29 protein-coding genes and 1 pseudogene are annotated in these 25,749 nt (G+C 74.9%); 18 read left to right on the forward strand and 12 right to left on the reverse strand.

What is annotated here, in order from left to right; genetic code table 11:
* Positions 1-28 precede the first annotated feature (28 nt).
* Together ACZ462_RS15315 and sigK are read right to left on the reverse strand one after the other, a co-directional pair.
* The gene (locus tag ACZ462_RS15315; RefSeq protein ID WP_467809246.1) at positions 29-781 is read right to left on the reverse strand and encodes an anti-sigma factor; all 753 of its coding nucleotides are present in this window, start codon (positions 779-781) and stop codon (positions 29-31) included.
* Positions 778-1,365, reverse strand: coding sequence for an ECF RNA polymerase sigma factor SigK (gene sigK, locus ACZ462_RS15320; RefSeq protein ID WP_467809245.1), 588 nt, complete (start codon positions 1,363-1,365; stop codon positions 778-780). The genes ACZ462_RS15315 and sigK overlap by 4 nt, the downstream gene beginning before the upstream one ends.
* Before the next feature lie 382 nt (positions 1,366-1,747).
* Here sigK and ACZ462_RS15325 point away from each other — a divergent pair, with 382 nt between their 5' ends.
* The 7 genes and pseudogenes from ACZ462_RS15325 to ACZ462_RS15355 all read left to right on the forward strand — a co-directional run bounded on the left by ACZ462_RS15325 (position 1,748) and on the right by ACZ462_RS15355 (position 7,486).
* Entirely contained in the window at positions 1,748-3,334 is a 1,587-nt protein-coding gene (locus ACZ462_RS15325; protein ID WP_467809271.1) for a molybdopterin-dependent oxidoreductase, read from the forward strand.
* A 91-nt stretch (positions 3,335-3,425) separates the two neighbouring features.
* Positions 3,426-4,076 carry a fasciclin domain-containing protein gene (locus tag ACZ462_RS15330; protein ID WP_467809244.1) on the forward strand — a complete coding sequence of 217 codons (651 nt, stop codon included), beginning with the start codon at positions 3,426-3,428 and terminating at the stop codon, positions 4,074-4,076.
* Positions 4,077-4,199: 123 nt separating this feature from the next.
* A complete protein-coding gene (locus tag ACZ462_RS15335; protein ID WP_467809243.1) occupies positions 4,200-4,883 on the forward strand; it encodes an adenosylcobinamide amidohydrolase in 684 nt (227 codons plus the stop codon).
* Between the two features lie 132 nt (positions 4,884-5,015).
* Positions 5,016-5,552, forward strand: coding sequence for a DUF4383 domain-containing protein (locus tag ACZ462_RS15340; RefSeq protein ID WP_467809242.1), 537 nt, complete (start codon positions 5,016-5,018; stop codon positions 5,550-5,552).
* Between the two features lie 2 nt (positions 5,553-5,554).
* Positions 5,555-6,268 (forward strand): SDR family NAD(P)-dependent oxidoreductase, encoded by a 714-nt coding sequence (locus ACZ462_RS15345; RefSeq protein WP_467809241.1) that lies wholly within the window; start codon positions 5,555-5,557, stop codon positions 6,266-6,268.
* Between the two features lie 29 nt (positions 6,269-6,297).
* Positions 6,298-6,474, forward strand: a complete 177-nt coding sequence (locus ACZ462_RS15350; RefSeq protein ID WP_467809240.1) for a DUF6480 family protein — start codon at positions 6,298-6,300, stop codon at positions 6,472-6,474.
* A gap of 2 nt (positions 6,475-6,476) precedes the next feature.
* Positions 6,477-7,486 (forward strand): annotated as a pseudogene (locus ACZ462_RS15355) (MerR family transcriptional regulator).
* A 32-nt stretch (positions 7,487-7,518) separates the two neighbouring features.
* On the opposite strand, the gene ACZ462_RS15360 reads toward ACZ462_RS15355, so the two are convergent.
* From ACZ462_RS15360 to rpmB, 3 genes are all read right to left on the reverse strand, one after another.
* Positions 7,519-7,860, reverse strand: coding sequence for a UBP-type zinc finger domain-containing protein (locus ACZ462_RS15360; protein WP_467809239.1), 342 nt, complete (start codon positions 7,858-7,860; stop codon positions 7,519-7,521).
* Positions 7,861-7,963: 103 nt separating this feature from the next.
* A complete protein-coding gene (rpsN, locus tag ACZ462_RS15365) occupies positions 7,964-8,269 on the reverse strand; it encodes a 30S ribosomal protein S14 (protein ID WP_467809238.1) in 306 nt (101 codons plus the stop codon).
* Positions 8,269-8,505 carry a 50S ribosomal protein L28 gene (gene rpmB / locus ACZ462_RS15370; protein ID WP_467809237.1) on the reverse strand — a complete coding sequence of 79 codons (237 nt, stop codon included), beginning with the start codon at positions 8,503-8,505 and terminating at the stop codon, positions 8,269-8,271. The genes rpsN and rpmB overlap by 1 nt, the downstream gene beginning before the upstream one ends.
* Before the next feature lie 63 nt (positions 8,506-8,568).
* Here rpmB and rpmG point away from each other — a divergent pair, with 63 nt between their 5' ends.
* From rpmG to rpsR, 4 genes are all read left to right on the forward strand, one after another.
* The gene (gene rpmG, locus ACZ462_RS15375) at positions 8,569-8,733 is read left to right on the forward strand and encodes a 50S ribosomal protein L33 (RefSeq protein WP_467809236.1); all 165 of its coding nucleotides are present in this window, start codon (positions 8,569-8,571) and stop codon (positions 8,731-8,733) included.
* Between the two features lie 61 nt (positions 8,734-8,794).
* Entirely contained in the window at positions 8,795-9,043 is a 249-nt protein-coding gene (locus ACZ462_RS15380; RefSeq protein ID WP_467809235.1) for a type B 50S ribosomal protein L31, read from the forward strand.
* A 2-nt stretch (positions 9,044-9,045) separates the two neighbouring features.
* On the forward strand, positions 9,046-10,188 hold the full coding sequence (locus ACZ462_RS15385; RefSeq protein WP_467809270.1) for a CobW family GTP-binding protein: 1,143 nt from the start codon (positions 9,046-9,048) through the stop codon (positions 10,186-10,188).
* A 38-nt stretch (positions 10,189-10,226) separates the two neighbouring features.
* A complete protein-coding gene (rpsR, locus tag ACZ462_RS15390; protein ID WP_467809234.1) occupies positions 10,227-10,463 on the forward strand; it encodes a 30S ribosomal protein S18 in 237 nt (78 codons plus the stop codon).
* 42 nt (positions 10,464-10,505) lie between these two features.
* Here rpsR and ACZ462_RS15395 read toward each other — a convergent pair whose 3' ends face one another.
* On the reverse strand, positions 10,506-11,624 hold the full coding sequence (locus tag ACZ462_RS15395) for a serine hydrolase domain-containing protein (RefSeq protein ID WP_467809233.1): 1,119 nt from the start codon (positions 11,622-11,624) through the stop codon (positions 10,506-10,508).
* A gap of 225 nt (positions 11,625-11,849) precedes the next feature.
* Here ACZ462_RS15395 and ACZ462_RS15400 point away from each other — a divergent pair, with 225 nt between their 5' ends.
* Together ACZ462_RS15400 and ACZ462_RS15405 are read left to right on the forward strand one after the other, a co-directional pair.
* On the forward strand, positions 11,850-12,626 hold the full coding sequence (locus ACZ462_RS15400; RefSeq protein WP_467809232.1) for a MerR family transcriptional regulator: 777 nt from the start codon (positions 11,850-11,852) through the stop codon (positions 12,624-12,626).
* 488 nt (positions 12,627-13,114) lie between these two features.
* The gene (locus ACZ462_RS15405; RefSeq protein ID WP_467809269.1) at positions 13,115-13,525 is read left to right on the forward strand and encodes a four-helix bundle copper-binding protein; all 411 of its coding nucleotides are present in this window, start codon (positions 13,115-13,117) and stop codon (positions 13,523-13,525) included.
* Positions 13,526-13,559: 34 nt separating this feature from the next.
* On the opposite strand, the gene ACZ462_RS15410 is transcribed toward ACZ462_RS15405, so the two are convergent.
* Positions 13,560-14,183, reverse strand: coding sequence for a TetR/AcrR family transcriptional regulator (locus ACZ462_RS15410; RefSeq protein ID WP_467809231.1), 624 nt, complete (start codon positions 14,181-14,183; stop codon positions 13,560-13,562).
* A 101-nt stretch (positions 14,184-14,284) separates the two neighbouring features.
* On the opposite strand from ACZ462_RS15410, the gene ACZ462_RS15415 reads away from it, so the two are divergent.
* Entirely contained in the window at positions 14,285-15,214 is a 930-nt protein-coding gene (locus ACZ462_RS15415; protein ID WP_467809230.1) for an alpha/beta fold hydrolase, read from the forward strand.
* Between the two features lie 142 nt (positions 15,215-15,356).
* Positions 15,357-15,896: a DoxX family protein gene (locus tag ACZ462_RS15420; RefSeq protein WP_467809228.1), complete on the forward strand. Its 540-nt coding sequence runs from the start codon at positions 15,357-15,359 to the stop codon at positions 15,894-15,896.
* A 363-nt stretch (positions 15,897-16,259) separates the two neighbouring features.
* Here the strand turns inward: ACZ462_RS15420 and ACZ462_RS15425 are convergent, their stop codons facing one another.
* Together ACZ462_RS15425 and ACZ462_RS15430 are read right to left on the reverse strand one after the other, a co-directional pair.
* Positions 16,260-17,081: an NAD(P)H-binding protein gene (locus tag ACZ462_RS15425; RefSeq protein WP_467809227.1), complete on the reverse strand. Its 822-nt coding sequence runs from the start codon at positions 17,079-17,081 to the stop codon at positions 16,260-16,262.
* Positions 17,082-17,250: 169 nt separating this feature from the next.
* Positions 17,251-18,066 carry a S1 family peptidase gene (locus ACZ462_RS15430; RefSeq protein ID WP_467994478.1) on the reverse strand — a complete coding sequence of 272 codons (816 nt, stop codon included), beginning with the start codon at positions 18,064-18,066 and terminating at the stop codon, positions 17,251-17,253.
* A gap of 358 nt (positions 18,067-18,424) precedes the next feature.
* Here ACZ462_RS15430 and ACZ462_RS15435 point away from each other — a divergent pair, with 358 nt between their 5' ends.
* Positions 18,425-19,837, forward strand: coding sequence for an alpha/beta hydrolase family protein (locus ACZ462_RS15435; RefSeq protein ID WP_467809224.1), 1,413 nt, complete (start codon positions 18,425-18,427; stop codon positions 19,835-19,837).
* Between the two features lie 15 nt (positions 19,838-19,852).
* On the opposite strand, the gene ACZ462_RS15440 is transcribed toward ACZ462_RS15435, so the two are convergent.
* Complete coding sequence (locus ACZ462_RS15440; protein WP_467809223.1) at positions 19,853-21,478, reverse strand: alpha/beta fold hydrolase; 1,626 nt, start codon at positions 21,476-21,478, stop codon at positions 19,853-19,855.
* Positions 21,479-21,490: 12 nt separating this feature from the next.
* A complete protein-coding gene (locus ACZ462_RS15445) occupies positions 21,491-23,029 on the reverse strand; it encodes an alpha/beta fold hydrolase (protein ID WP_467809221.1) in 1,539 nt (512 codons plus the stop codon).
* Positions 23,030-23,266: 237 nt separating this feature from the next.
* Between ACZ462_RS15445 and ACZ462_RS15450 the strand changes: the two genes are divergently transcribed.
* Positions 23,267-23,650 carry a VOC family protein gene (locus ACZ462_RS15450; protein WP_467809220.1) on the forward strand — a complete coding sequence of 128 codons (384 nt, stop codon included), beginning with the start codon at positions 23,267-23,269 and terminating at the stop codon, positions 23,648-23,650.
* A gap of 49 nt (positions 23,651-23,699) precedes the next feature.
* Here ACZ462_RS15450 and ACZ462_RS15455 read toward each other — a convergent pair whose 3' ends face one another.
* Positions 23,700-24,653 (reverse strand): DMT family transporter, encoded by a 954-nt coding sequence (locus ACZ462_RS15455; RefSeq protein WP_467809219.1) that lies wholly within the window; start codon positions 24,651-24,653, stop codon positions 23,700-23,702.
* A gap of 80 nt (positions 24,654-24,733) precedes the next feature.
* On the opposite strand from ACZ462_RS15455, the gene ACZ462_RS15460 reads away from it, so the two are divergent.
* Positions 24,734-25,654: a LysR family transcriptional regulator gene (locus ACZ462_RS15460; protein WP_467809218.1), complete on the forward strand. Its 921-nt coding sequence runs from the start codon at positions 24,734-24,736 to the stop codon at positions 25,652-25,654.
* The last annotated feature ends 95 nt before the right edge of the window (positions 25,655-25,749 follow it).

The raw sequence follows: 25,749 nt of genomic DNA on the forward strand, positions 1-25,749 counted from the left end.
GGGCCGCGCGCCGCCCCGGCGCCGGAGATCAGGAGGGCAGGGCCATGAGCAGCAGCGGGGCGGTGGTCGGCTGGGGCGATCCGCCGACGGGTTCGAGGCTGAGGCCGACCGCGGTAGCGTCGGCGGGGTCGCCGCTGAGGGGGACGGTTCCGTCGCCGGAGATGAAACCGGCGGGGCGCATGGTGCCGTCGTGGTCGAGCCACAGCTGGTACGTCTTCCCGGCGGCGGGCGCGGGCAGGTTGCCTGCGGTGAACACGGCCCGGTTCTGCCGGTCGGAGGCCACGACCGTGGTCAGGGCCCCGTTCGCGGCGCGGCCGTGGACGGTCCGGGCGTCGGGCGCCGCGAGGACGGAACTGACATCGTCCAGGCGCTGCTCGGCCTGCCGGGCCCGCTGCCGCAGGTCCTCGCCCTGTCGGACCTGCCACACGGCCACGCCGGCGAGCGACGCGGCGGCGGCCAGGCTGGCGGCCAGGGCGAGCGGGAGGACCCTGCCGCGTACGGCACCGCCGCGGGTGGTGGCGGGCCCGGCCGGGGGCACCCGCGGGGGGAGCTGTCGCACCCCGTCGATCGCGTCCATGACCGCCTGCTTGGCCGCCGCCGGCGGCGGCAGGGAGACGGCCGCGGCCAGGCGGGCAGCGGTGGCCCGGAACTCCGCGACCTCCTGCCGGCACGACTCGCACTCGTCCAGGTGGCTTTCGAACACCGCCCGTTCACCGGGGTCGAGGGCGTTCAGCGCGTAGGCGGCGGCAAGGGTGTGGGCATCGGATGCGTGGTGTTTCATGTGGTCACCCCCATGCAGTCGCGGAGCCGGATGAGCCCGTCGCGCATGCGTGTCTTGATGGTGGGAAGCGGTGTGCGCAGGGCTTCGGCGACCTCACGGTAGGTCAGCCCCCGGTAGTAGGCCAGGTTCACGGCCTGCCGCTGGAGTTCGGTCAGGCCGCGCAGGCAGCGGCGTACCTGTTCGCTCTCCAGCCGGGTCTCCACCTGCTCGGCGACCTCGTCGAAGGCGGTCTGGTGCTCCCGGGCGGCCTGGATGTGCTCCCGGTCCGCGGCGGCCTGGGCGGAGCGGACCCGGTCGACCGCCCGGCGGTGCGCGATGGTCGCGGCCCAGGTGGTCACGCTCCCGGCGTCGGGCCGGTACCGGGCGGCCTGCCGCCACAGGTCGATCATGACCTCCTGGGCGACCTCCTCCGACTGCGCGCGGTCGCGTACGACCCTGGTCACGATTCCGTGGACGAGGGGCGCGAGGTCGTCGTAGAGCGCGGAGAAGGCCTGCTTGTCGCCGTGGGCGACCCGCTGCATGAGCTCGGCGGGGTCGGCCCCGCCGCGGGTGGGGCCGGGGCCGAAGGGGAGCGGTTGGTTCACCGGCCGGGCTCCGGTCGGGGTGAGGAGGGGGAGGGGCCGCCGGGGCAGGCCGCCCGGGGGAGGGGTGTCCATCGCATGCCGGTCCTTGTCCTCGTCGTCGGCGCGGGGCCGCCCCTGCCGGGTGGCGGGACGGGGCCCGGAGTCGAAACGTGCGGTGTGTCGCGTGTTCTTCGTAGCGGACGCCCGTACGGATGGGAGGGCACTTCGCCGTCTTCGCCAACTCAGGACGGCCCGGTCGGGTGAGGGGGAGGAGGGAAGAGGGGGGCCGCCCAGGTCGGCGAGGGGACCGCCTGCGAGGCCGGCCGTCGAGCCCCGGGGCGGCACGGACGCGGGTTGTCACTCTTTCGGGTGTACGACCAATCCGCCGGGCGGGTGCCGCCGAATCCCGTACGTGAGCAGCTTCCGCAGCACCCTCGCCCGCGTCGCCCCCGGCGCCCTGGCCGGACTCCTGGCCGCATCCGCGGCGCTCGCCGCCGCCGAGCTGGCGGCCGGCCCGGTCCGGCCGGCCGCCGGCCCGGTGACGGCCGTGGGCGGTGCGCTGGTGGACCTGGCCCCGGCCGCGGTGAAGGACTTCGCGGTCCGCGCCTTCGGGGAGGACGACAAGGACGTCCTCCGGCTCGGAATCCTCTGTGTCCTCGCGATCGCCGCCGCCGCCCTCGGCGTACTGGGCCTGCGCCGCCGGCGTGCTGCGGCGGCCGGCGTCCTGCTCTTCGGGGCGGTCGGCGCCGCCGCGGCGCTGAGCCGTCCCGACGCCGCCGGCCTCGGCGACGCGCTCCCCTCGCTCGCCGGCGCGGCGGCCGGGGCGGCCGCCCTCCGCTTCCTGACCGCGCGGGCCTCGAGCACCCCGCCGGACGGGCCGGCCGGGAACGGGCGGGAGGGCTGGGACAGGCGGGGCTTCCTCACCGCGGCGGCCGCCACCGCCGTCGCCTCCGCCTCGGCCGGGGCGCTGGGCCGCCTCCTCGCCTCCCGGCAGGGGCAGGACGCCACCGCCTCCCGCAACGCCGTGGTCCTTCCGCCGCCGGCCTCCCCGGCCCCGCCCGTCCCGGCCGGCGCACGGCTCGGGGTGCAGGGCATCAGCCCGTTCACCACGCCCAACCGCGACTTCTACCGCGTCGACGCCGCGCTCGTCGTGCCGAGGATCGACGCCGGGACCTGGCGCCTGCGGATCCACGGCGAGGGCGTCGCCCGCCCCCGCACCCTCTCCTTCGGTGATCTCCTGGCCCGCCCCCTCATCGAACGCGACATCACCCTCACCTGCGTCTCCAACGAGGTCGGCGGCCCCTACACCGGCACGGCCCGCTGGCTCGGCGTCCCCCTCGCCGCCCTCCTGCGGGAGGCGGGCGTGCGGCCGCCGTCCCAAGGCGGCAGGTCCGACCAACTTGTGGCCCGCTCCGCGGACGGCATGACCCTCGGCTCCCCGGTCGAGGAGCTGATGGACGGGCGGGACGCGATGCTCGCCGTCGGCATGAACGGCGAGCCGCTCCCCTTCGAGCACGGCTTCCCCGTCCGGATGCTCGTACCCGGCCTCTACGGCTACGTCTCCGCCTGCAAGTGGATCACCGACATCGAACTGACCGCCTTCGACGCCTACGACCCCTACTGGGTCCGGCGGGGGTGGAGCCGGCGGGCGCCGGTCAAGACCCAGTCCCGCATTGACACCCCCAAGCCCTTCGCCCGCCCCGCCGCCGGGCCGGTCACCGTCGCAGGCGTTGCCTGGGCCCAGCGCAGAGGCATCGCCCGGGTCGAGGTCCGCGTCGACGACGGGCCCTGGCGGGACGCCGACCTCGCGGCTCCGACAGGCGCGGACACCTGGCGGCAGTGGGCCTACCGCTGGGAGGCCGATCCCGGCGGACACACCCTCACCGTCCGCGCCACCGACGGCACCGGCCGGGTGCAGACCGAGGAGCGCACCCGCACCGTGCCCGACGGGGCGAGCGGCCGGCACAGCGTCTTCGTCACCGTCCCCTAGACCACCGGCCGGTCTGCCCGCGGACCCGGCCGGAGCACCACCCCCCGACCACCCGGAACCCGACGAACGGTCATTGAAGGAGTACAAGCTCATGAACACCATCCGCATCCGCCGTACCGCGGTCGCCGTCGCTGCCGCCGCCGTCCTGCCCTTCTCCCTCGCCGCGTGCACCGACTCCGGCAGCGGCACCCAGGCCGCCCCCTCCGCGGGCGCCGAGGGTGCCGCCGCGACCGCCGGCAGCACCCCGATGGACGGCGGGGCGACCGGCGGCCGGCCGTTCGGCCCGGCCTGCGCCGGCGTGCCCAAGGAAGGCGCCGGCTCCTTCGACGGCATGGCCAAGGACCCGGTCGCCACCGCCGCCTCCAACAACCCGGCCCTGTCCACCCTGGTCGCCGCCGTGAAGCAGGCCGGCCTCGTCGACACCCTGAACAACGCGCAGGACATCACCGTCTTCGCACCCACCAACGACGCCTTCGCCAAGATCCCGAAGGCCGACCTCGACAAGGTCCTCGCCGACAAGGCGGCCCTGACGAAGATCCTCACCTACCACGTCGTCGGGGAGAGGCTCACGCCCCGGCAGCTCCAGAACGGCTCCTTCGAAACCCTCCAGAAGGGCATGGTGACCACCGCGGGCTCGGGCGAGTCCTACAAGGTCAACGGCACCGCCGCGGTGGTGTGCGGCAACGTCAGGACGGCGAACGCCAACGTCTACATCATCGACACCGTCCTGATGCCGAAGTAGCGGGGGCGGGACCCGCCCCCGCCGCGGGGAGGGGGCGGGCCCCCACCGCTCCGGCCCCCCGCCGGGCGGGCGGCGGGCCGCGGCGTACGATCAGCCGGTCCACGCCCCGCAAGGAGTCCTCCGGTGCCCGCCGTCATTCCGCCGCCCCGTTCCGCGACCGGCCTGCTGCCCGTGCAGCCGCTCGACCGCCTGGAGGACGGCGAGCGGCTGCACGGCCTGCTGTGGCGGGCCGGGGCGGGCTGGCGGATGATCAGCAGCGCCGTCCTCGGCGGCGGCATCGGCGAACGGGCCTGGGTCCTCAACGCCCAGGTCTCGCACGGCTACCGGCGCACCGATCCGGAACGCCATCTCGCCGAACTCGCCCGGGAGGCGGGCATCCGCGGGCCCGGGGTCGGGCTGATGACGGCGGCCGACGTCCGCGCGTACGGCCACGCGGACGACGCGGGCGCGGAGGCCGTGGCCACCGCGGGGCTCGGCGTGCGGGGCTGGGCGGCCGCTCCCCCGCAGGGCGCCGCCGCGGCGCCGCCACCGGGCACGGTCAACATCGTGGTGGCGCTTCCCGTCGCCCTGACCGATGCCGCGCTCGTCAACGCCGTCGCGACCGCCACCGAGGCCAAGGTGCAGGCGCTGCTCGACGCCGGATACGACTGCTCGGGCACCCCCACGGACGCCGTGTGCGTCGCCGCCAGGACCCCGCGCGGCGGCGAGGAGGCCCACGCTTTCGCCGGCCCCCGCTCCGTGTGGGGCGCACGGCTGGCGCGCGCCGTCCACCGCGCCGTGCACGCCGCCGCCCCTCCGCCGCCCTGAGCCGGACCGCACACCGAAGGCAGGGTGCAAAGCGGGCAAAACGGTGCAGAATCACTGCGACTTTCCCTGTTTGCGGCCGCGGCCCAGCCTGGAGTCCTCGGGGCCGGTATGCAGCCATCCACGGGAGGACCCATGAGCCTGCGTGACGAACTTCCGGTCGACCACCCCCTCAACAGGGTCTACCGGATCGGCGCCGCCCTGTGCGGCCTCCTGCTCCTCCTCTTCGGCTGCCTCGGCTACGCCGACAGCCTCTCCGCCTTCGACACCGCCGGCCGCCAGATCGCCGGCCTGTCCACGAACGGACTGCTGAGCACCGTCTCGGTCGTGTTCGGACTGCTCCTGGTCGCCGCCGCCCTCATCGGCGGCAACGTCGCCTCCTCCGTCAACATCGCGGTCGGCGTGCTGTTCCTCGCCAGCGGGTTCCTGCACCTGTTCCTCATCGGGCGCCCCGGCAACATCCTCGACTTCGGCCTCTCCAACGTCTTCTTCAGCTTCCTCATGGGCCTGCTGATCATGACGTTCGGCATGTACGGCCGGGTCAGCGGGGGCCTTCCGCACGACAACCCGTACTGGCGGCGCCGCCACCCCGACCAGGCCGCCCGCGAGACGGCGGGCCGGCCCCGGCTCGGCCCGGCGGCCGCCCGGCCCGCCGAGCTGCCGAGGAGGTGACCATGCCCGGCGACGGCGCCCGCGTGCTGGTGGTCGGCGCCACGGGCGACCTCGGCACCCTCGCCGTACGCGGGCTGGACGGCAGGAACTGCCGGACCGCCCTCGCCGGCCGTGACCGCCGCCGCCTCGCGGACCTGGCGGCCGGAACCGGCGGCCCGGCCCGCCGCATCGACGCCTACGACCTCCAGGGCTGCTCCGACCTGGCCCCGTGGGCGGCCGAGGCCCTCGGCGGCTTGGACGGCGTCCTGGTGGCCGTCGGCGTCGCCGCCTTCGGCCCCGCCGCCCACGTGTCGAACGCCGCCGCCGAGCACCTGATCACCGTGAACGCCCTCTGCCCCATGGCGGTCCTGCGGGGCGCCGCCCCCGTCGTCGCCGACGGCGGCTTCCTCGCCGCGCTGACCGGCGCCGTCGTCGACACCCCGCCGGCCGGTACGGCCGACTACGCGGCCTCCAAGGCCGCGCTGGCCTGCTGGCTCGGCGTCCTCGCCCGCGAGCTGCGCAAGCGGCGGGTGGCCGTCGTCGACGCCCGCTTCCCCCACCTGGACACGGGCTTCGCCGCCCGCGCCGTCCAGGGGAGCCCCCCGCCGCTGCCCCGGCCCGGAGACCCGGGCGCCGCGGTATCGGCCCTGCTGGACCGACTGCTCGCCCCGGCGGCACCCGCGACACCCCTCACGGCACCGCCCTGGCACCCGCAGCCCGCGCACGCGGCCCCCTGAACCGCCCCACCATCCACCCAGGAGGGACCATGTCGAACCTCAGGACGCCGCCGGGGGAGACTCCTCCGGCCGAGGGATCCACCGCATCCGCCCACCGGGAGCGCGCGGACGGAGGCCCCTGGGAGCACCCCGGCGCCTTCCTCGCGCTCGTCGTCATCGGCGCGGCCATGGTCGCGGCCTTCTTCGTCGCACGCCTCTGGGGCTGACGATGGCCTCGCCGCACACCGGCCGGCCACCGCAGCAGGAGCGGTACGGCATGCCGACCGGCGCGGTCGCGCGCCGCCTGGGGGTGTCGCCGACCACGGTGCGCTCCTGGGAGAAGCGGTACGGGCGCCGGAGGATCGCGAGGAGGGACGCCACCGGCGCTGGGCGCCCCGCGACGTGGCGATGCTGGAGGAGATGTGCCGGCTCACCGCCTCCGGTGTCCCGCCTGCCGAGGCGGCCCGGGCTGCCCGTGCCGCCCGCCGCGGCGCGGCCCCGGCCCCCGCGGCGGCCGTACCGCCGGCCGCGGCGTACGCGCGGCGGCCGTCCACCGGCGCCGGGGGCGGGCACCGGCCGGGGCCGGCGCACGCCCGCGCCCCCGGCACCGTGCGCGCGGAGTGCCGGGGCCTGGCCCGGGCCGCCCTCCGCCTCGACAGCCCGGCCGTGGAGGCGGTCCTGCGCGACGCCGTGCGGGACCACGGCACCGTCACCGCCTGGGAGGAGGTGATGGCACCGGCGCTGCACGACTCGGGGGAACGGTACGTGGAGGTGGAGCACCTGCTGTCCTGGCACGTCTCGACGGTGCTGCGCACCGTGTCCGCCGACGGGCCGCCGGCCGTCGCCGCGCCGCCGGTCCTGCTGGCGTGCATGCCGCAGGAGCAGCACACCCTCCCGCTGGAGGCGCTGGTGGCAGGACTGGCCGAGCGGGCCCTGCCGACGCGCATGCTGGGGGCGTCCGTACCGGCCGAGGCGCTGCTCGCGGCCGTGCGGCGCTCGAGCCCGGCGGCCGTGGTGCTGTGGTCGCAGGGCCGCTCCACCGCGGACGCCGTCCTGGCACGGCGCGTCGCGGAGACGGGCTTCGGCCTGAGGGGGGCCCGTACGGCGCCCCTCGTCCTCCTCGCGGGACCCGGCTGGCCGGCGCACCGCCTGCCCGCGCCCGCGGTCCGGCCGCCGGGCCTGCGCGAGGCGCTGCATGCGGTCTCCCGCCCCTACGGGAACGGCGCCGCCGGGGCCTGAGGAGGGGCGGCGGCGGTGCCGAACGCCCGCGCTCACTGCGGCGCAGGGGCGGCCGGGACGAGGTACAGGCCGTCCGGATAGCACCAGGCCCATTCGGCGCCGCTGGTGCAGGACTGCGCGACGGGGTGCGCGGACGCCTCGGCGTGGGCGTGCGCGTGCTGCCCCGGTGAGCTGTCGGAGCAGCCGACGTGGCCGCACGTCAGGCACCGCAGCAGCCCGACCCGCGGGGCCCGGGCCGCGCAGTCCTCACATCCCTTTCCCGCGTGGCGGACGGGACGGAGGACCGCCTCCCCCAGGTGGGTGCAGACGGCTTCCCCCACCCGCCCCCCGTCGGGCGCGGGTGCCCAGTACGGGGTCTGCGGTTCACGTGCCATGGCGCCTCCTTTGGGACAGCCCCCACCCTCCTTGTCGGCCCGGGCCCGCCCTCCGGATGCGCGAGGCGTCCGGAGGGCGGGCCCGGCGTCCCCGGTGAGGCGGCTACCAGGAGGACTTGGTCACTCCGGGGAGGAAGCCGGCGTGCGCCTGTTCCCGCATGCGGACCCGGGAGAGCCCGAACCTCCCAAGGTAGCCCCGGGGCCGGCCGTCGACGGCGTCGCGGTTGCGCACGCGGGTGCGGCTGGCGTCGCGCGGCTGCCGTGCCAGCTCCGCCAGCGCCGCGCGCCGCTCGGCATCGGTGGAGGAGGGCCTGCGGAGGATCTCCTTCAGCTCGGCGCGCCGGACGGCGTACCGGGCGACGAGGGCCTTCCGCTTCTCGTTCTGTGCGATCTTGCTCTTCTTCGCCATCAGACCTTCCCGCCCCGCGCGCGGATCCGGGCCACCGCGGCCTCGATGCCGATGGAGTCGACTGTCTTGACGGCCCTCGCGCTGAGGGTCAGGCGGACGTACCGCCTCTCGCTCGGCAGCCAGTACCGCTTGCTCTGGATGTTCGGGTCGAAGCGGCGGGAGGTGCGCCGGTGCGAGTGGGAGACGGTGTTGCCGAAGCCGGGACGGGCCCCGGTGAGCTGGCAGTGGGCGGACAAGGTGTTACCGGCCTCTCTCGACGTTGTTATTGGAAACGATTTCCATTCCCGTATAGTAGCGGCATGGCTCGCAACGAAACACGCCCGATCGTCAAGATCCGCTCCACGGCCGGGACCGGCTACACCTACGTCACCCGCAAGAACCGCCGGAACGACCCCGACCGCCTGGTCCTGCGCAAGTTCGACCCGGTGGTGCGCCGGCACGTCGACTTCCGCGAAGAGCGCTGACCCGGTACCCGCCCCGGCCGGCCCGCCCGCCGGACCGCCACCCCGTACGAAAGGCACTGCCGTGAAGCCCGGAATCCACCCCGCCTACGGCCCCGTCGTCTTCCGCGACAAGGCCGCCGACTTCGCCTTCCTCACCCGCTCGACCGCCACCAGCGACAAGACGGTGGAGTGGGAGGACGGCAACACCTACCCCGTCATCGACGTCGAGATCTCCTCGCGGAGCCACCCCTTCTACACCGGCACGGCCCGCGTCCTCGACACCGCCGGGCGCGTCGAGCGCTTCCAGCGCCGCTACGGGAGTTCGGCGTGACCCTGCCCCTGCCCGTCGTCATCGTCGGCGGACTCCACTGCGACGCACGCAGGCAGGTCGTCGACCGGCTGCTGCGCACCGTCCCCGACAGCGTCGCCCTCCACCACGACCTGGCCACGGCGCCGGCCGGCACCGTCCTGCGCGTCGTCCGCGACGCCTCGGGCGAGATCTCCCGCGGCGAGGCCCCCCTCGTCAACGACTGCGCCTGCTGCGCCCTGCGCGAGGACCTGGTCCCCGAACTCGAACGCCTCGCCGCCGGCCGACTCACCCGCCTCGCGGTCGTCGAACTCTGGGACTCGGTCGAGCCCAAGGCCATGGCGGAGGCCGTCGCGGCACACGGCAGCGACGCCCTCCGGCTGACCGGGGTGGTCACCGCGGTCGACCCGGCGCTCGTCCTTCCGTACCTCGTCAACGGCGACGACCTCGCCGAGGCGGGGCTCGCCGCGGCCGCGACCGACCAGCGCACCGTGGGGGACACCTGGGCGAGGCAGCTCGAGTACGCGCCCGTGCTGGCCCTCGTCGACAGCGGAGAGGCCGACGACGCCGACCGCGCCCTGCTCGCCCAGCTCCACCCGACCGCCCGACGGGTGGACGCCGACTCCCCCGACCTGGCCGAACTCGCCCTGGCCGGCTTCGACGTGGAAGCGGCGGCCGCCGCCCAGCACCCGGCCTGCGCCCTGCTTCCCCAGGAGGCGGAGGAGGCCGGCGTCACCACCTTCGTCTGGCACGGCTGCCGCCCCTTCCACCCCGAGCGCCTCTACGAGGCCCTGGAAGACCTCTGCTGCGCGGCCGCCCGCAGCCGCGGCCGGTTCTGGCTCGCCGACCGCCCCGACACCCTCCTCGCCTGGGACGCCGCCGGCGGCGCCCTGTGCGTGGAGAACGCCGGCCCCTGGCTGGCGTCCCTGCCGGACGCGGCATGGGAGCTGGTCCCCCCGATGCGCCGGGCGGCCGCCTCTCTCGACTGGCACCCCGAACACGGCGACCGCTGCCAGCACCTGGTCTTCACCTCGCCCGGGCTCGACCGGCAGGGACTCCAGCGACTCCTGGAGTCGTGCCTGCTCACCGACGCCGAATACGCGGCCGGGCCCGGATCGTGGCGCCAACTGCCCGCCGCCTTCGACGCCCTCCTCGACCCCGTCTCTTGACACCGCCCCCGACACCCGACGAACCCCAAGGAGCCCGCATGACCCGCCGCCCCCACCTCCGCAAGCCGCCCGCGAACCGGCCGAACCCGCTCGACGCCGCCGGCATCACCTCCGTCGACTACAAGGACACGGACCTGCTGAGGAAGTTCATCTCCGACCGCGGCAAGATCCGCAGCCGCCGCGTCACCCGGGTCACCGCCCGGCAGCAGCGGCAGCTCGCCGCCGCGATCAAGAACGCCCGCGAGATGGCCCTGCTGCCGTACGCGAGCCGGTAGCCCGCCCGCACGCCCCGCCGCCCCGGCCGCCCCGGTGTCCGGTCAGGCCCGCCCGCTGCCGAACACCGCCTCGACGAGCCGCTGCTGCGCCGTCCGGAACGCCCCGGCCAGGGACAGCGCGGCGTCGTCCACGTAGTTCACCCCCGCGGTCAGGGTCCTCCTGCCGTCCGGCGTGCTGTACATCAGCGCCGCGTGGCCGCTGTGGCCGCCGTTGTGGAACAGCACCGTGCCGCCCGCTCCCGTCTCCTGCACGCGGATGCCCAGCCCGAAGCCGCTCTCCGGATGCGGCGCGCACATCTCGGCGAGCAGCGGGGCAGGCAGGAGCTCGCCCGACACCAGTGCGGACACGAAGCACTGGAGGTCGCGGGTGGTGGAGACCATGTCGCCGCCCGCCGAGACCCACGACGGGTTCTGGCGGGTGACGTCGACGGTCACCTCCCGGCCCGCGTCCTCGTACCGGTAGTAGCCGTGGGCGTGCGGTGCGGGCACCTCCGGATCGCCGCCGGGCACGACGGTGCCCGTCAGGCCGAGCGGCGCGGCGATCCGCTCCTGCGTCTCCTCGGCGCAGGAGCGGCCGCCGACCCGCTCCACCAGCAGCCTGGCCAGCACGTAGTTGGTGTTGGAGTAGCTCCAGCCGGTCCCCGGCTCGAACCGCGCGGGCTTCGACAGCGCCAACCGCACCAGGTCTTCGGGCCGGTACGCGGTGAACCGCCCGTCCACCCACTCCCTGCCCGAGACCGTCGAGGGGATCCCCGCCTCGACCCTCCCGTCCTCGCCGTACTCCCCGGTGTGGTTGAACACCCCGCTGGTGTGCTGCAGCAGCATCCGCACGGTGATCCGCGTGTCGAGGCCGAACTCCGGCAGGTACGCGGCCGCGGGGGAGTCCAGCCCGATCCTGCCCTCGGCCGCCAGTTGCAGCACCAGAACGGCGGTGAACGTCTTGGTGTTGCTGCCTATCCGGTAGTGCCCTTCCAGCGGCGGTTCGCCGGGCTCGCCCAGCCGGCGGACACCGGCACTGCCGGCCCACTCGCCCCGCTCGTCGCGCACGCGCAGCTGCACCCCGATGATGCCGGAGGCGACGATCTCCTCCATGGCCTTCCGCAGCTCCGGGCGGTCGGGACCGGCCGCGGAGGCCTTCGGGGTGTTGCGGGACTCGCTCATGGTGGTTCCTCGTCTCTCTCGGCAGCGGCTGTCCGCCGGCCCGGCGGCGCGTTGCGACGAGCGTGCACCCTGACCCCAGGTCAAGGTCAACGCCCGGATTCGGGGCGGCTGATGAGGGCGGACAGGCGAGCGGTACGCTCGCCCGTGTGACCGTGACCGCACACGAACAGGACGACGACGCCAGCGCGCAGGCAGCCGCCCCGTGGCGGGACGGGGGCTGAGGCGATGGCGGACGGGCTCACCATCGGCCAGGCGGCGGCATTCGCCGGCGTCACGATCAAGACGGTGCGGCACTACCACCGGCTCGGCCTCGTCCCCGAGCCGCGGCGCGACAGCTCCGGCTACCGGCGCTATGGGTCGGCCGACCTGCTCCGGCTCATCCGGGTACGGACCCTCGCCGGGGCCGGCGTACCGCTGGCCGAGACGGCGGGCCTGCTCGACGCCGACCCCGAGCGGTTCGCCGCGGCCCTGGACGACGTCCGACGCCGGCTCACGGAGCAGATCGCGGAGCTGACCGCCCGGCGCGACACCCTGCACCGGCTCGCCCACGGCGACCGGGCCCTGCTGCCCGACCGGGCCTGCGAGGTCCTGGAACGGCTCGCCGGCCTCGGCTTCCGCCCGGACTACGTGGCCGCGCAACGCGAGGCCCTGGTGCTGTCCCGGGCGCTCATCCCGGAGATCTTCGACGACTTCCTGGCCCGGCTCGAACAGCTGGCCGGCGATCCGGAGTACGGCGAGCTGACCAAGCGCGGCTGGGACGCGCGGTCCTGGCACCCGGACGACCCCCGCATCGGGGAACTGGCAGACGCACTGGCCGACAGGCTGCTGGCCGACCCCGCCCGGCTGTCGGTGCCGGACGGCCTGCGGTCGCGGACGGACGCCGCCGCCCGCTATGGGATGGTCAACCGCCATCGGGAGGACGAGGCGCCGGCCGTCGCCCGGCTGAACGCGCTCGTCGAGGCGAGGCTGCGCGCCGCCGGAATCGGCCTCCCGAACCGCTGAGAACAGGAGTCCGGAAAACGCGGCACCCCTGTCCCTGTCCCTGCCCTTCGCCCTGGGGGCCTGACCCGGCCCGAGGTGTTCCACATGCTCCTCGGCCTGGTGGTGATGCCGCTGATGTTCCTCTCCGGCAGTTCTTCCCGCTGCAGAACCCGCCCGGCCGGGCCCGCGCCCCGGCCGAGGCCAACCCGCTGGCGCACGGCGTGGACCTGCTCCGCGGCTGCATCGCGCTGCGGGTACCGGACCAGGCGGTCGTCGGGGGCATCGACTGGTTCGGCCGGCAGCCGCCGCTGCTCATGGAGGGGGCCTCCTCCTGGCGACCGGCGCGGCGGCCCCGCTGGGGGCGGCCCGCCGCTTCGGCCGCCCCGGATGGCGCCCGGCTCGCCGGGCGGATCCCGCGCCGCGGGGCGATCCTGGCCGTAAGCCGCCGCACGGTTCCCCCGAAGGCGCGGCTCCCTCCGGCCGGCGGCGGGAAAGCGAGGGCCCTCACCATGAACGCGCCCGTCAAGGACATGCTGCACAGCTACCCCGCCGACCTCGGAGACGTCGACCAGGACAGGCTCGCCCGCTGCATCGAGGAGTGCATCGCCTGCGCGCAGGCCTGCACCGCCTGTGCCGACGCGTGTCTGGCCGAAGGGATGGTCGGCAACCTCACCAAGTGCATCCGCACCGACATGGACTGTGCCGACATCTGCACCGCCACGGCCGCCGTCCTGTCCCGGCACACCGGCTACAACCCCGACATCGCCCACGCCCTCGTGACGGCCTGCGCCGTCGCCTGCCGGGCCTGCGCGGACGAATGCGCGGCCCACGCAGACCAGCACGAGCACTGCCGCCTCTGCGCCGAGGCCTGCCGCTCGTGCGCCGAGGCGTGCAGCGACCTCGCGGCCGCCCTCCGCTGAGCCCCGCCACCCGTCCCGCCCCCGCGCCGGAGGGTCAGGAAGGCTCCGGCGCAAGGCGGGCGACGAGGCCGTCGAAGTAGCCGCGCTGGAGGGCGACCAGGTCGATGCGCTCCGGGTCGAGCAGCCACAGCAGGTGGGAGCCCTCCAGAAAGGCCGCCACCTCGGCGGCCAGCGCCTCCGCGTCCGGCACGGGCCGCGCCGTCCCGTCGGCCGCGGCCCGTGTGAACACCGCCGCCAAGTGGCAGCGCAGCGCCCGCCCGCGGTCCCGGAACCACGTGTGCAGGGGAGAGGCGGGATCCAGGTTCTCGGCGGTCAGGGCCGTGTGCAGGGCGGCGAGCTCCCGTTCGGCGGCGGCGGTGTGCTCGGCGTCCCGGATGAGCCAGTCGACCGCCTGCCGCAGTGTGGGCGCGGCGTCCGCGGGGATCGACAGCCGTTCCAGGGCCCGCCGGTCCGCCTCCTGCAGCACGGCCCGTACGAGGCCGTCCTTGCTGCCGAAGTGGTGGATCAGGGCGGACGGGGTCACGCCCGCCTGCGCGGCGACCGCCGCGACACCGGTGCCCCGCACCCCGTGCCGGGCGAACAGCTCGATGGCCGCGTCGACCATCGCCCGCCGGCGCTCCACGCCCCGCTTCTGCACCTGTCCCTTGACTCCAGCCATACGGATCAGAGTGCCCGGTGGCGATCGGCGGCGTCCAACCACCGACGTGCAGGAGATATCGGCTGGCGCGCCACCGCACCCGGCCATTAACCTGAACGACCATGCAGGAAAATAAGGAGAAGATCATAGACGCCGGCGACGTCCGGCTCTGGGCGCAGGAGTTCGGAACTCCCGACGACCCGGTGGTACTGCTGCTGATGGGAGCGCAGGCGCAGGGCGTCCAGTGGAACGACGGCCTCGTGCACCGCCTCGTCGCGGGCGGCCGCCGGGTCATCCGCTACGACCACCGCGACACGGGCCTCTCCTCCCGCGTGGACTACGCCGCGCACCCGTACACCGTCGCCGACCTCGCCGCGGACGCCCTCGCCGTCCTGGACGGCTTCGGCGTGGAGCGGGCCCATCTGGTCGGGGCCTCCCTCGGCGGCGTCCTCGCCCAGCGGCTCGCCCTGACCGCCCCGCACCGCGTCCTGACCCTGACGAGCCTGTCCTCCCAGCCGCTCGGCACGGACACCGCCGGCGCGGTCCGGCGCGCCCTGGCCGGCCTCGCCCCGCTGCCGGACGAGCTCCCCCCGCCGGTGCCGGAACTGCTCGCGGCCCTCGCCACGTCGTTCCCCGAGCCCGGGACGGGCCTGGAGGCGTACCTCACCGCCCGCATGCCGCTGTGGCGGGTGCTCCACGGTCCGGACCTCCCGTACGACGAGGCGGAGTACCGCGCGATGGAGGAACGGGTCCACCGGCGGGCCGAGGACATCACCGCCGGGCTGAACCACACCCTCGCCGGCTCCGCGGGGGACACCTTCACCACCGCGGACCTGGCCGCGGTCCCCGCACCCACCCTGGTCCTCCACGGCACCCGCGACCCCATGTTCCCGCCGCCGCACGCCGAGGCCACCGCCGCGGCCATCCCGGGCGCCCGCCTCGTGATGGTCGACGGCATGGGGCACACGCTCCCCGCAGCAGTGGAGGAACGCCTGGCGAAGGAGATCCTCACCCACACCGCCGGCCCCCTCACCCCGCCCCGCACGCCCTGACCTCCCGCGCGGGCCCGCCCCGGCCGGGCCTGCACGGGCGGCACCCGTCCGGGCGGACGTGGACCGGGGCGCGGGCTGCCGGCGGCGTACGGGGATAGGAATGTCCCCGGCATCGTGCCCCGCCGTACCAGGGAGAACTCCGATGACATGGATCAACCGACGCGACCTCGCTCTGCTGGCCCTCCGCGCCGGGACGGGCGCCGTGCTGATGGCGCACGGCACACAGAAGCTGTTCGGCTGGTTCGGCGGTGGCGGCCTCGACAAGACCGCCGCCGCCATGGAGCACATGGGCTTCACCCCCGGACGGCGCAGCGCCCTCGCCGCCGGGCTCGGCGAAGCCGGCGGCGGGGCCCTGCTGGTCCTCGGCCTCGCCACCCCCGCGGCGGGCGCGGCCGCCGCCGGCGCCATGGCGGGAGCGGTGTCCGTCCACGCCCCGGCCGGGTTCTTCGCCCAGTCCGGCGGGTACGAGTACCCGGCCTTCCTCGGGTTCACCGCCGCCGCCATCGGCCTCGCCGGCCCGGGCCGCTACTCCCTCGACCACGCCACCGGCCACACCTTCGACCAGCGGTGGATGCTCGCCCTGGCCTTCGCCGCCAGCGCGGCCGCGGCGGCCGCGGTAGTGGCCAAGCGGGCCCAGGGCCGACAGGGCGAGGGCGAGGGCGAAGGCGAGGAGCCGTCCTGACACCGTCCGCCAGAAGGGGCGAGCAGGAGGACACGGCCTCGGCGCGGCGGCTGCGCGCCGAGGCGCAGGTCCTGCTGGACAGCGCGACAGCCCGCAGTGCATCTGGGCGGTGGAGGAGGCGGTCTCCCGGGCCCGCCGCCTCGCCGAGGAGCGGGCGCTCGAACCGGCGGACGTGCTGCGCCGGTTCCGGGAGGGCAACGCCGAGGAGCGCATCACCGCCCTGGCCGCGATGCAGGCCGACCGCGCCCCGCGCGACACCGAGGCCTTCGGCGACGCGGTCCGACGCAGCGTGCTCGGCGGCCACAAGCCGAGACGATCCTCCGCCGCCTGGACGGCCGGCCGCACGACGGCTGATGAGCGCGGTCAGGGGCGGAAGGCTGCGGCGTGTGCGGCGGCCCACCGGGCGAACGTGCGCGGCGGGCGGCCCAGGACCTCCTCGACGGCCGTGGTCACCTCGGCCACGGTGTCGGGGACGGCGGCCCACATGCGCAGCATGAACTCGATGCCCTCCTCGGGCCAGCCCTCCGCCCTCCACTGCCGGCGGGCCTGCTCGTCGGTCAGCCCGGTGAAGCGGATCGCCCGGCCGGTGGCCGCCGCGATGGCGGACACCTTGTCGGCGGGGGTGAGTGCTTCGGGTCCCGACACGACGAGCCGCCGGCCCACGTGGCCCCCGCCGGTGAGCACGGCGGCGATGACGTCGGCGACGTCCGCCTCGTCGGCCGAGGCGGTCCGGCGGTCCGCGTACGGCTCGCGGACCTCGGCCGCCGTGCGGATGGCCGCGGACCACCCCAGCGTGTTGGCCATGAAGTCGATCGGCCACACGAACGTCCACTCCAGGCCGCTCGCCCGCACGGCCGCTTCCAACGGCCCCTCCTCGCCGGCGGACAGCACCGTGAGCCGACGGACTCCGGCTGCGGCGGCCATGGACATGACCTGTGGGCCCGTCTCCAGCGGGGTGTGGTCGTGGCCGGTCGCGCCGAGCAGGTGCACGGCGCGGACCCCGTCGAACGCGGCCGCCAGCGTCTGGGGGCGTGTGAGGTCGCCGCCCACCGCCTCGACACCGTCGGGCAGAACCGCCGCGTCCGGCGTACGCGTGAGTGCGCGCACCCGTTCGCCGTCCTGCCGCAGCCGCTCGACCACGAGGCGCCCCAGAGTCCCCGTCGCACCGGTCACCAGAATCGTCACGTCGCTCCCCGCTCGCCGTCTTCGCCTGCGGACGACGGTAGGCGGCAATGAGGCCAGCTGCTGTCCGCCGTCGAGGTTGCCCACGGAGGAGGCTGGCCGCCGCCCCGGTACGCCGCTCCGGCACGCGCACCCCCCGGTGCGGCAGCCGTCAGAGGCGGCCGGCGGTCCGTCAGGCGGTGCGCCTGACGGTCTTCCGGATCCAGTCCGCGTAGACGGGCACGCTGCCGTAGAGGCCGGGCCCCTCCGAGCAGGCGACCCCCGGGGCGCCGGGACCCGAGGTGACCCCGACCAGCTCCCACCGCCCGTGCCTGCCCCGTTGCAGCTGCGGTCCGCCGGAGTCCCCGAAGCACGCCATCGCCCTGGGGACCCGGCTGACCGTGCACAGCCGCGTCCGGTCCGCGTAGCCGGGCGCGCATTCCGCCTCGGCTCCGATCCTTGTCTCCAGCTCCTGCAGCCGTTCCGCGAACTCCAGACGGGTGTCCACGGTGGTCCCGAAGCCCAGGATCCGGGTCGGGGTGCCCGGGCGGCCGGCCCGTTCCGCGAGGCCGACCGGCTTCTCGGCAACCGGGCGGTCCAGGCGGACCAGCGCGATGTCGTGCTTGTTCACGGCCGTGCCCCCGCCGTTGACGTAGCCGGGGTGGACGACGATCCGGTCGATGGCCCGTACGGTCCCTCCGGACTTCCGGTGGCCGCTGCCGATCCGGACGGTGCCGTCCAGCTCCAGCCCGTCGCCCTGCACGCAGTGGGCCGCCGTCAGCACCCACCGCGGATCGACCAGCGTCGCCCCGCAGTTCCCGTCGTACAGCCCGTACTTCGGGGCCGACTCCGGAATCGACGCCATGAACGGGTAAGGTTCGCCGGCGTCGGATCCGTTGACGATGGCTCCGGCGCTTCCGGCCAGCAGGGTGGCGCATGCCGCGGCGACGAGCGTTCCGACGACCGTGGTGCGTGCCGCGCGGCGGCGCACCGAATGCAGAGTGACCACAGACAGTTCCTTCATTCGCGATGCGGACGTGCACCAGCCTGCTCGTTCAAGATCCACTGGGCCATGGGGGCAGCGGGCTGACCCACCACCGGGCAGCAGGTCCACCCGGGGTAGGGGTAGCCCCCCTGCGCCGGCCGGGACGCCGGACGGACCCGGCCCCGCACCGGTGCCCGAGGCGCCGGCGCCTCCGGTCGGCCCAGTGGGGCCGCCCCGGCCGCGGGGCCGCGGCCGACCGGTGGGCACGCGCCCGCGACCTGGCGATTCGCCCGCCTTCCGCAACACGCCGCCGCGCCCCGGCCCCCACTCCGGGCGGCCGACCGGATGCCGCACGCCGGGGCCGCCGCTAGGTTCCGATGGCATGAAGCACAGACTGGGCGAGAGTCCCTTCGACACCACCCGTCGCGCCGTGCTCACCGTCGGCGCCGGCGTCGGCGCCGCGCTCATGGCGGGCTGCGCCCGCGGAGGCCCTGCCGGAGCACCTGCACCCACCCCCACCGCCGGCTCCGCCTCGCCGACCGGCGCCGCGGGCGGGATCACCCCGGGCGCGATGACGCTGTTCAAGGATCCCGAGTACAACTTCAGCGCGCTCCTGGCGCTCGGCGCCTCCGGGGCGGGCGCCGCCGAGGTCGGCGAGGTCCTGACCGCGGTCAACGCCGTCAACGGCGCCGGCGTGTCCCCGCAGGCGTACGCGGAGACGTTCCGCAAGCTGGGCGACCAGCTCCTCCGGCCGCCGCCCGGTGCCCCGGCCGACGACCAGACCAAGCGGTTCCGGTCCCTGCGCGCCTCCCAGTACTACGCGCAGGCCCTGTTCTTCGTCCTCGGCTCCGACGAGCCGGGCAGCGAGGAGCAGTTGTACCGGTCCGCCCGCAAGGCCTGGGACACCTTCTGCGACCTGTGCGAGCCCGCCGCGGTCAAGGCGCAGGTCCCGTACGGGACGACACCGCTGCCCGTGTGGTTCTTCCGCCCGGACACGTCCGGCGCCCGGCGCCCCACCGTGATCCTGACCAACGGCAGCGACGGCCAGAACGTCGACATGTGGACGTACGGGGTGAACGCCGCCCTCGCACGCGGCTGGAACGCCCTCGTCTACGACGGGCCGGGGCAGGGCCAGCTGCTGTTCGTCGACCGGATCGTCTTCACCCCCACCTGGGAGAAGGTCGTCACCCCGCTCGTCGACTGGCTGACGGCCCGCTCCGACGTGGACCCGGACCGGATCGCCCTGACCGGTCTCAGCATGGCGGGGGACCTCGCGCCGCGGGCCGCGGCGTTCGAAAGCCGGATCGCCGCACTCGTGGCGATGCCCGGCTGCGTGGATCCGTGGCTGGGCTTCCCACCCGAGATCCGCCAGATCCTCACGCCCGACAAGCAGCAGACGAACGACATCTGGAACAAGGAGGTCGTCCCGGAGCTGCCCCCCTCGGCCGCCGCGACGATGAAGAAGCGCTTCGAGCCGTTCTCCATCCCCGCGATGCTCGAAGCCCGCCAGGGCCGGCTGTTCACGGACTTCTACACCCCCGCGACCCGCATCCAGGCCCTGGCGATCACGGACGTCGTCCCCCGCATCAAGGCCCCCACCCTCGTCCTCGACTACGAAGGCGAGCAGTTCTACCCCGGCCAGCCGCGCAAGATGTACGACGCCCTCACCTCGCCCAAGGACTACCTGCGGCTGACGGCCGCGCAGGGCGCGCAGCTGCACTGCTCTCCCATGGCGCCGCAGCTGCACTGCGAGGTCGTCTTCGACTGGCTGCAGGAGACCATGCAGGGCGGCTGACGCCGCCGGGGCCGGCTATCCGGTGGAGCCGGGCTCCCCGATCTCGAACCGGGGCGCCTCCAAGCCCTTCAGGCACGCCGTGTCCGGCGCGTCCGGCGTGTCGAAGAAGGAGACGGCGATCTGCTGCGCGCACTTCGAGGTGGCGAACACCACGTGCGGCTCGTACGGGACGGTGACGACCGTGGCGTTGGGCAGCGTCCGCGCGACGTACGGCCCGTTGTCGGCGCCGGTCTGGGCGTCGAAACCGCCGGACAGGGCGAGCGTCGGGACGTCACCGCGGGTGGCGTCCCGGATCGACGGGTCCGCCGGGGGCACGTCCCACACGTCGCAGTCCGACCGGAGGAACGTGAGCTGCGGCGCCTGCTCCAGCACCGAGCGGGGGTAGGACGGGAACGCCTTCCGGCCCCCCTCCAGGGCCTCCTCCGGCGTCTCGTACGGCGTCCACTCGCTGCAGAAGACGCCGTAGACGAGGCCGTGCGCGACCCGGCCCATCGCCGCCGGGCTGAGCTTGCCGCCCGCGTACTGCTGTGCGATCCGCTGCGGCTTGCCGTGCGCCAACTCGTCGATGGCGAGGGGGACCTGAGGCGCGACGTGGGTGGCGGAGGTCATCCAGTTGACCAGCGTTCCGCCGTCCAGCACGACCTTCACCGGCTTGTCGCTGCCCGGCGGCGTGACGGTGGTCGTGACCGGATTCGCTTCGAGCTCGCGGACGAGCCTGTCGAAGGTGGCCGGCAGGTTCGGGTAGCGCTTGTTGCACGCCGGCTGGTCCGCGCACGCCTTGAACACGCCGTCGAAGCCCTGCCGGGCGCTGCTCCAGGTAGCCGCCGACCCCGCCTTCGACGGCGGCAGGATCCCGTCGAGGGCGACCGAGCGCAGCCCGTCGGGGTGCAGCCGCATGTAGACCAACGCGAGGTGGGTGCCGTAGGAGATGCCGTACAGGTTCCACTGCTTGACGCCGAGCGCGGCCCGCAGGTCCTCGTAGTCGGCGGCACTCTCGGTGTCGTTGTAGGCGGCGAGGTCGATGCCCCGGGCCGTCAGCCGGTCGCGGCAGGCCTTGGTGGCCTCGACGTGCAGGCGTTCGGTGGACGGTGCGCCGGAGACGAGGCCGACGGCGCGCGCGTTGAACGCGTCGATGTTGGGGCACAGCACGTTCGGCTCGGCCGAGTACGTGCCGCGCTGGGACATGAGGACCACGTCCCGGTCGCGGTTCAGACCGCCGCCGATCGCCATCTTCGCCTCGCCGACCGCGTCGTCCCCGGGGCCGCCCGCGAGCCACACGATGGGGTCGGGCTTCGGCGTGGCCGACAGCGCGGGCACGATCGCGACACCGAGCTTGATCTTCTTGCCGTCCGGCTCGGCGCGGTTCTCGGGGACGGTGAGGGTTCCGCAGCGGGCCCCTTCGAGCTCCTCGATCGGCTCCGGCGTCTTCGGGCAGGCGCCCGGAGCGTAGCTCGCATCGCCGACGGCGCGGGCGGCCGTGCCGAGCGGCGCGCCGGGGGTGGCTTCGGCGCCGGGGCGGGACCGGGCCTGCGACGCGGGCGCCGCGAGCAGGCCTGCGGCGAGGAGACCGGCCGCCATGCCCGCGGACGCGGCCCGCAGCCGCCGTACGGTACGCCTCCGGGGCGCGTGCTGGAGCGTCATCTGCCCTCCCGGTCATTTCGGGATGATCGTGAACGGTGCCGGCTTGAGGCCGTCCGCGCACGAGGTGTCGGGGGCGGTCGGGCGGGCGAAGAAGGACGCCAGCACCTGCTGCGCGCACGGCGACTGCGGCACGACCCAGTGGCCGATGCCGGGGACCCGTACGGAGGTCGAGCGGGACAGGTCGGCGGCGACGCCCTTCGCCCAGCTCGCGCCCGTCTTCGCGTCGAACGTGCCGGAGACGACGAGGGCCGGAACCGCACTGACCGTCGGCACGCGCTGGACCTCCGCGCGGTCCGCGACGTCCCAGACCCCGCACACCGGGTACTGGAAGGGCAGCTGCGGCGCCTGCGCCAGTACCGAGTCCGGCCAGTCGGGGTACTCCTTGCGGCCCGCCTCCAGCACGTCGGCCTCCGTGTACCCCGGGGCCCACTCGGCGCACGCGACCGAGTTGGTCAGGCCGTGGGCGAACTGGCCGGCCTTCTGGACCGCTCCGGCAGCGCGCGCCTGCGCGAAGCGCTCCGGATTCCCGCGGCTCAGCTCGTCGAGCGCCGCCGGCAGGTCCTTGGGGCGGGGTGTGAAGGCGACGATCAGGTTCAGCAGCGCGCCGCCGTCGAGTACGGTCCTGACCGGCTTGCCGCCGTCCGGCGGTGTGACGTCCAGGGTCAGCGGCTGTGCCTCCAGCTTGCGGATCTGCTCCGTCAGCAGGCCGGGGAGGTCCGGGTAGCGGTTTCTGCAGGCGGGCTGCGCCGCGCACGCCGCGAAGATGTTGCGGATGCCCTCGGCGGTGCTGGCCCAGGTCCAGGGGAGGGTCGCGTCCCGGGGAGGGGCGACGGAGTCGAGCGCCACCGAGCGGATACCCTCCGGGTGGAGACGCAGGTACGTCAGGGCCAGGTTGGAACCGTACGAGTACCCGTAGACGTTCCACCGGGGGATGGCCAGCGCCTTGCGCAGGTCGGCGAAGTCCGCGGCGTTCTCGGTGGTGTTGTAGGCGTCGAGGTCGGCGCCGTCGGCGACGAGCCGCGCCCGGCAGTCCGTCACGGCCTTCAGCATGATCTGCTTCGCCTGCGGGGAGGCGTAGCCGAGGCCGACGGCCTGCTCGTTGAACCGGTCGACTTCGGGGCAGGCGAGGTTCGGCTGGTCGTACAGGTTGCCGCGCTGGCCCATGATGACGAGCTCGCGGTCCTTGTTCAGGCCGGAGTCGACGAGGAACGGGATGTCGTCGAACGCGTCGGCGCCGGGGCCGCCTGCCATGAACACCACCGGGTCCGCCGCCGGCTTCTGCGAGGCGGCGGGGATCCGGGCCACGGCCAGCTTGATGGTCCGGCCGCCGGGCCGGGAGCGGTTCTCGGGCACCTCCAGGAGCCCGCACTCCGCGTCCGCCAGCGCTTCAACGGGCTCGGGCGGCTTGGGGCAGGGGCCCGCTGTGAAGCGGGCGCCCGTCGGGTTCGGCGTCGCAGCCGGGGAGGCGGCGCCGCCCGGTGCGGGGCCGAAGGCGGCCAGGCATGCCAGGGAGGCCGCGGCAGTCACCGCACGAATGGTGTGCTTGGACATGCGATCTCGTTCCTCTGCCGACTTCGGCGGCTGCCGCTGATGGGCCGGGCCCTGGGTTTCGGGCGGAACGCGCGTCCTTCGACGCTACCGTGCGGCGCCTCCGGGTGCACCCGGGGCGTCCGCGAGGAGGAGGGGCTTGCCCCGGGAGATCTTCCTGCCGTAGAGGTGGGAGCCCGCCGGCAGCTGCCGGACGCCCGGAGGCGGCGTCCGGCACGGACACCAGGAAGGCCCGCCGACATGGTCTCGGTCGTGCAGAACGTGGCGATTGACTGCTCCGACGCCTATGGACTCGCCCGGTTCTGGAGTGAGGTGACAGGCCGCCCGGTCGATCCGGAGGGCAGGCCGGGCGACCCGGAGGTCCAGGTGATGACGGCGGAGGGGCCGCTGCTGTACTTCAACCAGGTGCCCGAGCCCAAGACGGCCAAGAACCGGATCCACCTGTGCCTGCGCCCGGAAACCACGCGCGAGCGGGAAGTGGAGCGCCTGCTGGGCCTCGGCGCCACCCTCGTCGCCGACCGCCGGAATCCCGACGGCTCCGGCTGGGCGGTCCTCGCCGACCCCGAGGGCAACGAGTTCTGCGTCCTGCGCAGCGAGTCCGACCGGGCCGCCGCGCCGTCCTGACGCCCGGGGCCGCCCCGGCCGGGGCCCGGGAGCCCCGGCCCCTGGCCGATCACCCGGCGGGGCGTACGGGAACCGGATGCCCGGCCGGCGCGCGGGGGACCCCACCGCCGGACGCGTCAGGTGCTGCGGGGGCGGTGCGATGGGCGCGTTCGACGGCCTGGCCCCAGTACGTTCCGGCGACCATGAGCGCGGCGCCGAGACCGGCCCACACGGTGAGCCGTTCACCGCCCACGCCGATCCCCACGGCGACCGCCCAGATCGGCTCGGTACCCAACAGCAGGCTGGCCCGGCTCGCCGAAGTGCCCTGCACCGCCCACGTCTGCGCGAGGAACGCGAACACACTGCAGAACAGGGCGAGATACACGAGCTGCACCCACGTGGCACCACTGCTGCGGAACAGTTCGGGCAGATGGCCGACAGCAAGCGGCAGGAACAGCACCGAGCCGACCGCGGTCTGGACGGTCGTGAGGTGCAGCGGGTCCACGGGACGGCCCGCCGTGAGCCGCCCGACGAGCGCGACGTGCCCGGCCCGTACGACCGCTGCGGCGAGCATCAGCCCGTCCCCGAGCCGTGGCGCCTGGAAGCCGGTGCCGACGGTGAGCAGCCCCACGGCCGCCACGCAGCATCCGGCGGCAAGGAAGAACCTCCCCGGCAGCCGGCCGCCGGTGCGGTCCAGCAGCGGTGTCAGAACGATGGTCAGGCTGATGATCAGCCCGGCGTTGGCGGCGCTGGTGTGGGCCACCCCGTACGTCTCCAGCACCAGCACGGCGGCCTGCGTGACCCCCAGCAGCGATCCGGCCCGCACCTCCGAGCGCGTCCACCGCCGCTTCCGGCGCCGGAACGCGACCAGCGCCCCGCAGGCCACCGCGGAGAGGACGTACCGGGCGAGGAGAACCGCCAGGACCGGCAGGGCGACGGTGGCCGTCTTGGCGGCGAGGTAGCTGGAGCCCCAGACGAGCGCGACCAGCAGGAGAACCGCATCCGTGCGGCGGGCGACATGCATGTGCCCACGGTGCCCCACCAGCACGTTGAAGACCACAACCAAGATCTAAAACGACCATGTAGCAGTACTACACTGTCCCCGTGGACGAACGGCAGCTGCGCATCCTGCGCGAACTCGGGGACCTGGGCAGCGTCAGCGCGGTCGCCGCGGCGCTGCACGTCACGCCTTCCGCGATCTCCCAGCAGCTGCGGCTGCTCCAGCGCTCCCTCCCCGTCCCGCTCACCGAACGCGCCGGCCGCCGCCTGGTCCTGACCGACGCGGGCCAGGCCCTGGCCGCGGCGGCCGTCAACGTCGAGACCGCTCTCGCCCAGGCCCGGCACGCGGTCACCGACTTCGCCGAACGCGCCGACGGCGACGTCTCGGTGGCCGCGTTCCACAGCGCCGCCTCGTCCTTCTTCCCACCCCTGCTGCGCAGCCTCGCCGGCCCCGGCCGGCCCCGCCTCGCCCTCGCGGACGAGGACGTCGCCCAGGACGACTTCCCGGCCCTCACCCGGCGCTACGACCTCGTACTCGCCCACCGCCTCGACCACGGCCCCCGATGGCCGCGCACCGTGGCCTCCACGACACTCCTGCGCGAACCCCTGGACGTCGCCCTGCCGGTCGGCCATGCGCTGGCCTCCCGCCCCACGCTCACGCCGCACGAGGTGGCGGACCAGCCGTGGATCACCGTGCACGACGGCTTCCCGCTGATGCAGACCATCAAGGCCATCGCCGGCGTCGCCAACCGCCCGCCGGAGATCGTGCACCGGATCAACGAGTTCGCCGTGGTGGCCGAGGTCGTCGCCGCGGGCGGAGGCCTCGCGCTGATGCCCCGCTGGACGGGCCGGCCGCACGCCGGTGTCGTCCTCAGGCCGCTGAGCGGAATCCACGCCCGACGCGACATCGACGTCCTCCACCGCCCCGAGCGCACCGCCCGCAGAGCCGTCCGCACGGTCCTCGCCGCCCTGCACGCCGCGGCCGCCGAAGTCCAGGGCCGCGACGGCGCCTCCTGGGACGCCTGACCGCCATGGGGGAGCCCCGGGGGGGGGGGGGGGGGGGGGGGGGGGGGGGGGGGGGGGGGGGGGGCCTAGCGCCTCCCTTTCTTGTGTTTTGTTGG

It is taken from the genome of Streptomyces sp. NPDC031121 (assembly GCF_055570615.1).

What these genes read in the sequence shown, in the direction of transcription:
- ACZ462_RS15350 (WP_467809240.1), top strand. Translation starts at nt 6,298, where the DNA reads ATGTCGAACCTCAGGACGCCGCCGGGGGAGACTCCTCCGGCCGAGGGA.
- ACZ462_RS15420 (WP_467809228.1), top strand. Translation starts at nt 15,357, where the DNA reads ATGACATGGATCAACCGACGCGACCTCGCTCTGCTGGCCCTCCGCGCC.
- ACZ462_RS15345 (WP_467809241.1), top strand. Translation starts at nt 5,555, where the DNA reads ATGCCCGGCGACGGCGCCCGCGTGCTGGTGGTCGGCGCCACGGGCGAC.
- ACZ462_RS15360 (WP_467809239.1), bottom strand. Translation starts at nt 7,860, where the DNA reads ATGGCACGTGAACCGCAGACCCCGTACTGGGCACCCGCGCCCGACGGG.
- ACZ462_RS15340 (WP_467809242.1), top strand. Translation starts at nt 5,016, where the DNA reads ATGAGCCTGCGTGACGAACTTCCGGTCGACCACCCCCTCAACAGGGTC.
- ACZ462_RS15330 (WP_467809244.1), top strand. Translation starts at nt 3,426, where the DNA reads ATGAACACCATCCGCATCCGCCGTACCGCGGTCGCCGTCGCTGCCGCC.
- ACZ462_RS15395 (WP_467809233.1), bottom strand. Translation starts at nt 11,624, where the DNA reads ATGAGCGAGTCCCGCAACACCCCGAAGGCCTCCGCGGCCGGTCCCGAC.
- rpmG (WP_467809236.1), top strand. Translation starts at nt 8,569, where the DNA reads ATGGCTCGCAACGAAACACGCCCGATCGTCAAGATCCGCTCCACGGCC.
- rpsR (WP_467809234.1), top strand. Translation starts at nt 10,227, where the DNA reads ATGACCCGCCGCCCCCACCTCCGCAAGCCGCCCGCGAACCGGCCGAAC.
- ACZ462_RS15445 (WP_467809221.1), bottom strand. Translation starts at nt 23,029, where the DNA reads ATGTCCAAGCACACCATTCGTGCGGTGACTGCCGCGGCCTCCCTGGCA.
- ACZ462_RS15415 (WP_467809230.1), top strand. Translation starts at nt 14,285, where the DNA reads ATGCAGGAAAATAAGGAGAAGATCATAGACGCCGGCGACGTCCGGCTC.
- ACZ462_RS15315 (WP_467809246.1), bottom strand. Translation starts at nt 781, where the DNA reads ATGAAACACCACGCATCCGATGCCCACACCCTTGCCGCCGCCTACGCG.
- ACZ462_RS15410 (WP_467809231.1), bottom strand. Translation starts at nt 14,183, where the DNA reads ATGGCTGGAGTCAAGGGACAGGTGCAGAAGCGGGGCGTGGAGCGCCGG.
- ACZ462_RS15440 (WP_467809223.1), bottom strand. Translation starts at nt 21,478, where the DNA reads ATGACGCTCCAGCACGCGCCCCGGAGGCGTACCGTACGGCGGCTGCGG.
- ACZ462_RS15455 (WP_467809219.1), bottom strand. Translation starts at nt 24,653, where the DNA reads ATGCATGTCGCCCGCCGCACGGATGCGGTTCTCCTGCTGGTCGCGCTC.
- rpsN (WP_467809238.1), bottom strand. Translation starts at nt 8,269, where the DNA reads ATGGCGAAGAAGAGCAAGATCGCACAGAACGAGAAGCGGAAGGCCCTC.
- ACZ462_RS15405 (WP_467809269.1), top strand. Translation starts at nt 13,115, where the DNA reads ATGAACGCGCCCGTCAAGGACATGCTGCACAGCTACCCCGCCGACCTC.
- ACZ462_RS15400 (WP_467809232.1), top strand. Translation starts at nt 11,850, where the DNA reads ATGGCGGACGGGCTCACCATCGGCCAGGCGGCGGCATTCGCCGGCGTC.
- ACZ462_RS15450 (WP_467809220.1), top strand. Translation starts at nt 23,267, where the DNA reads ATGGTCTCGGTCGTGCAGAACGTGGCGATTGACTGCTCCGACGCCTAT.
- ACZ462_RS15435 (WP_467809224.1), top strand. Translation starts at nt 18,425, where the DNA reads ATGAAGCACAGACTGGGCGAGAGTCCCTTCGACACCACCCGTCGCGCC.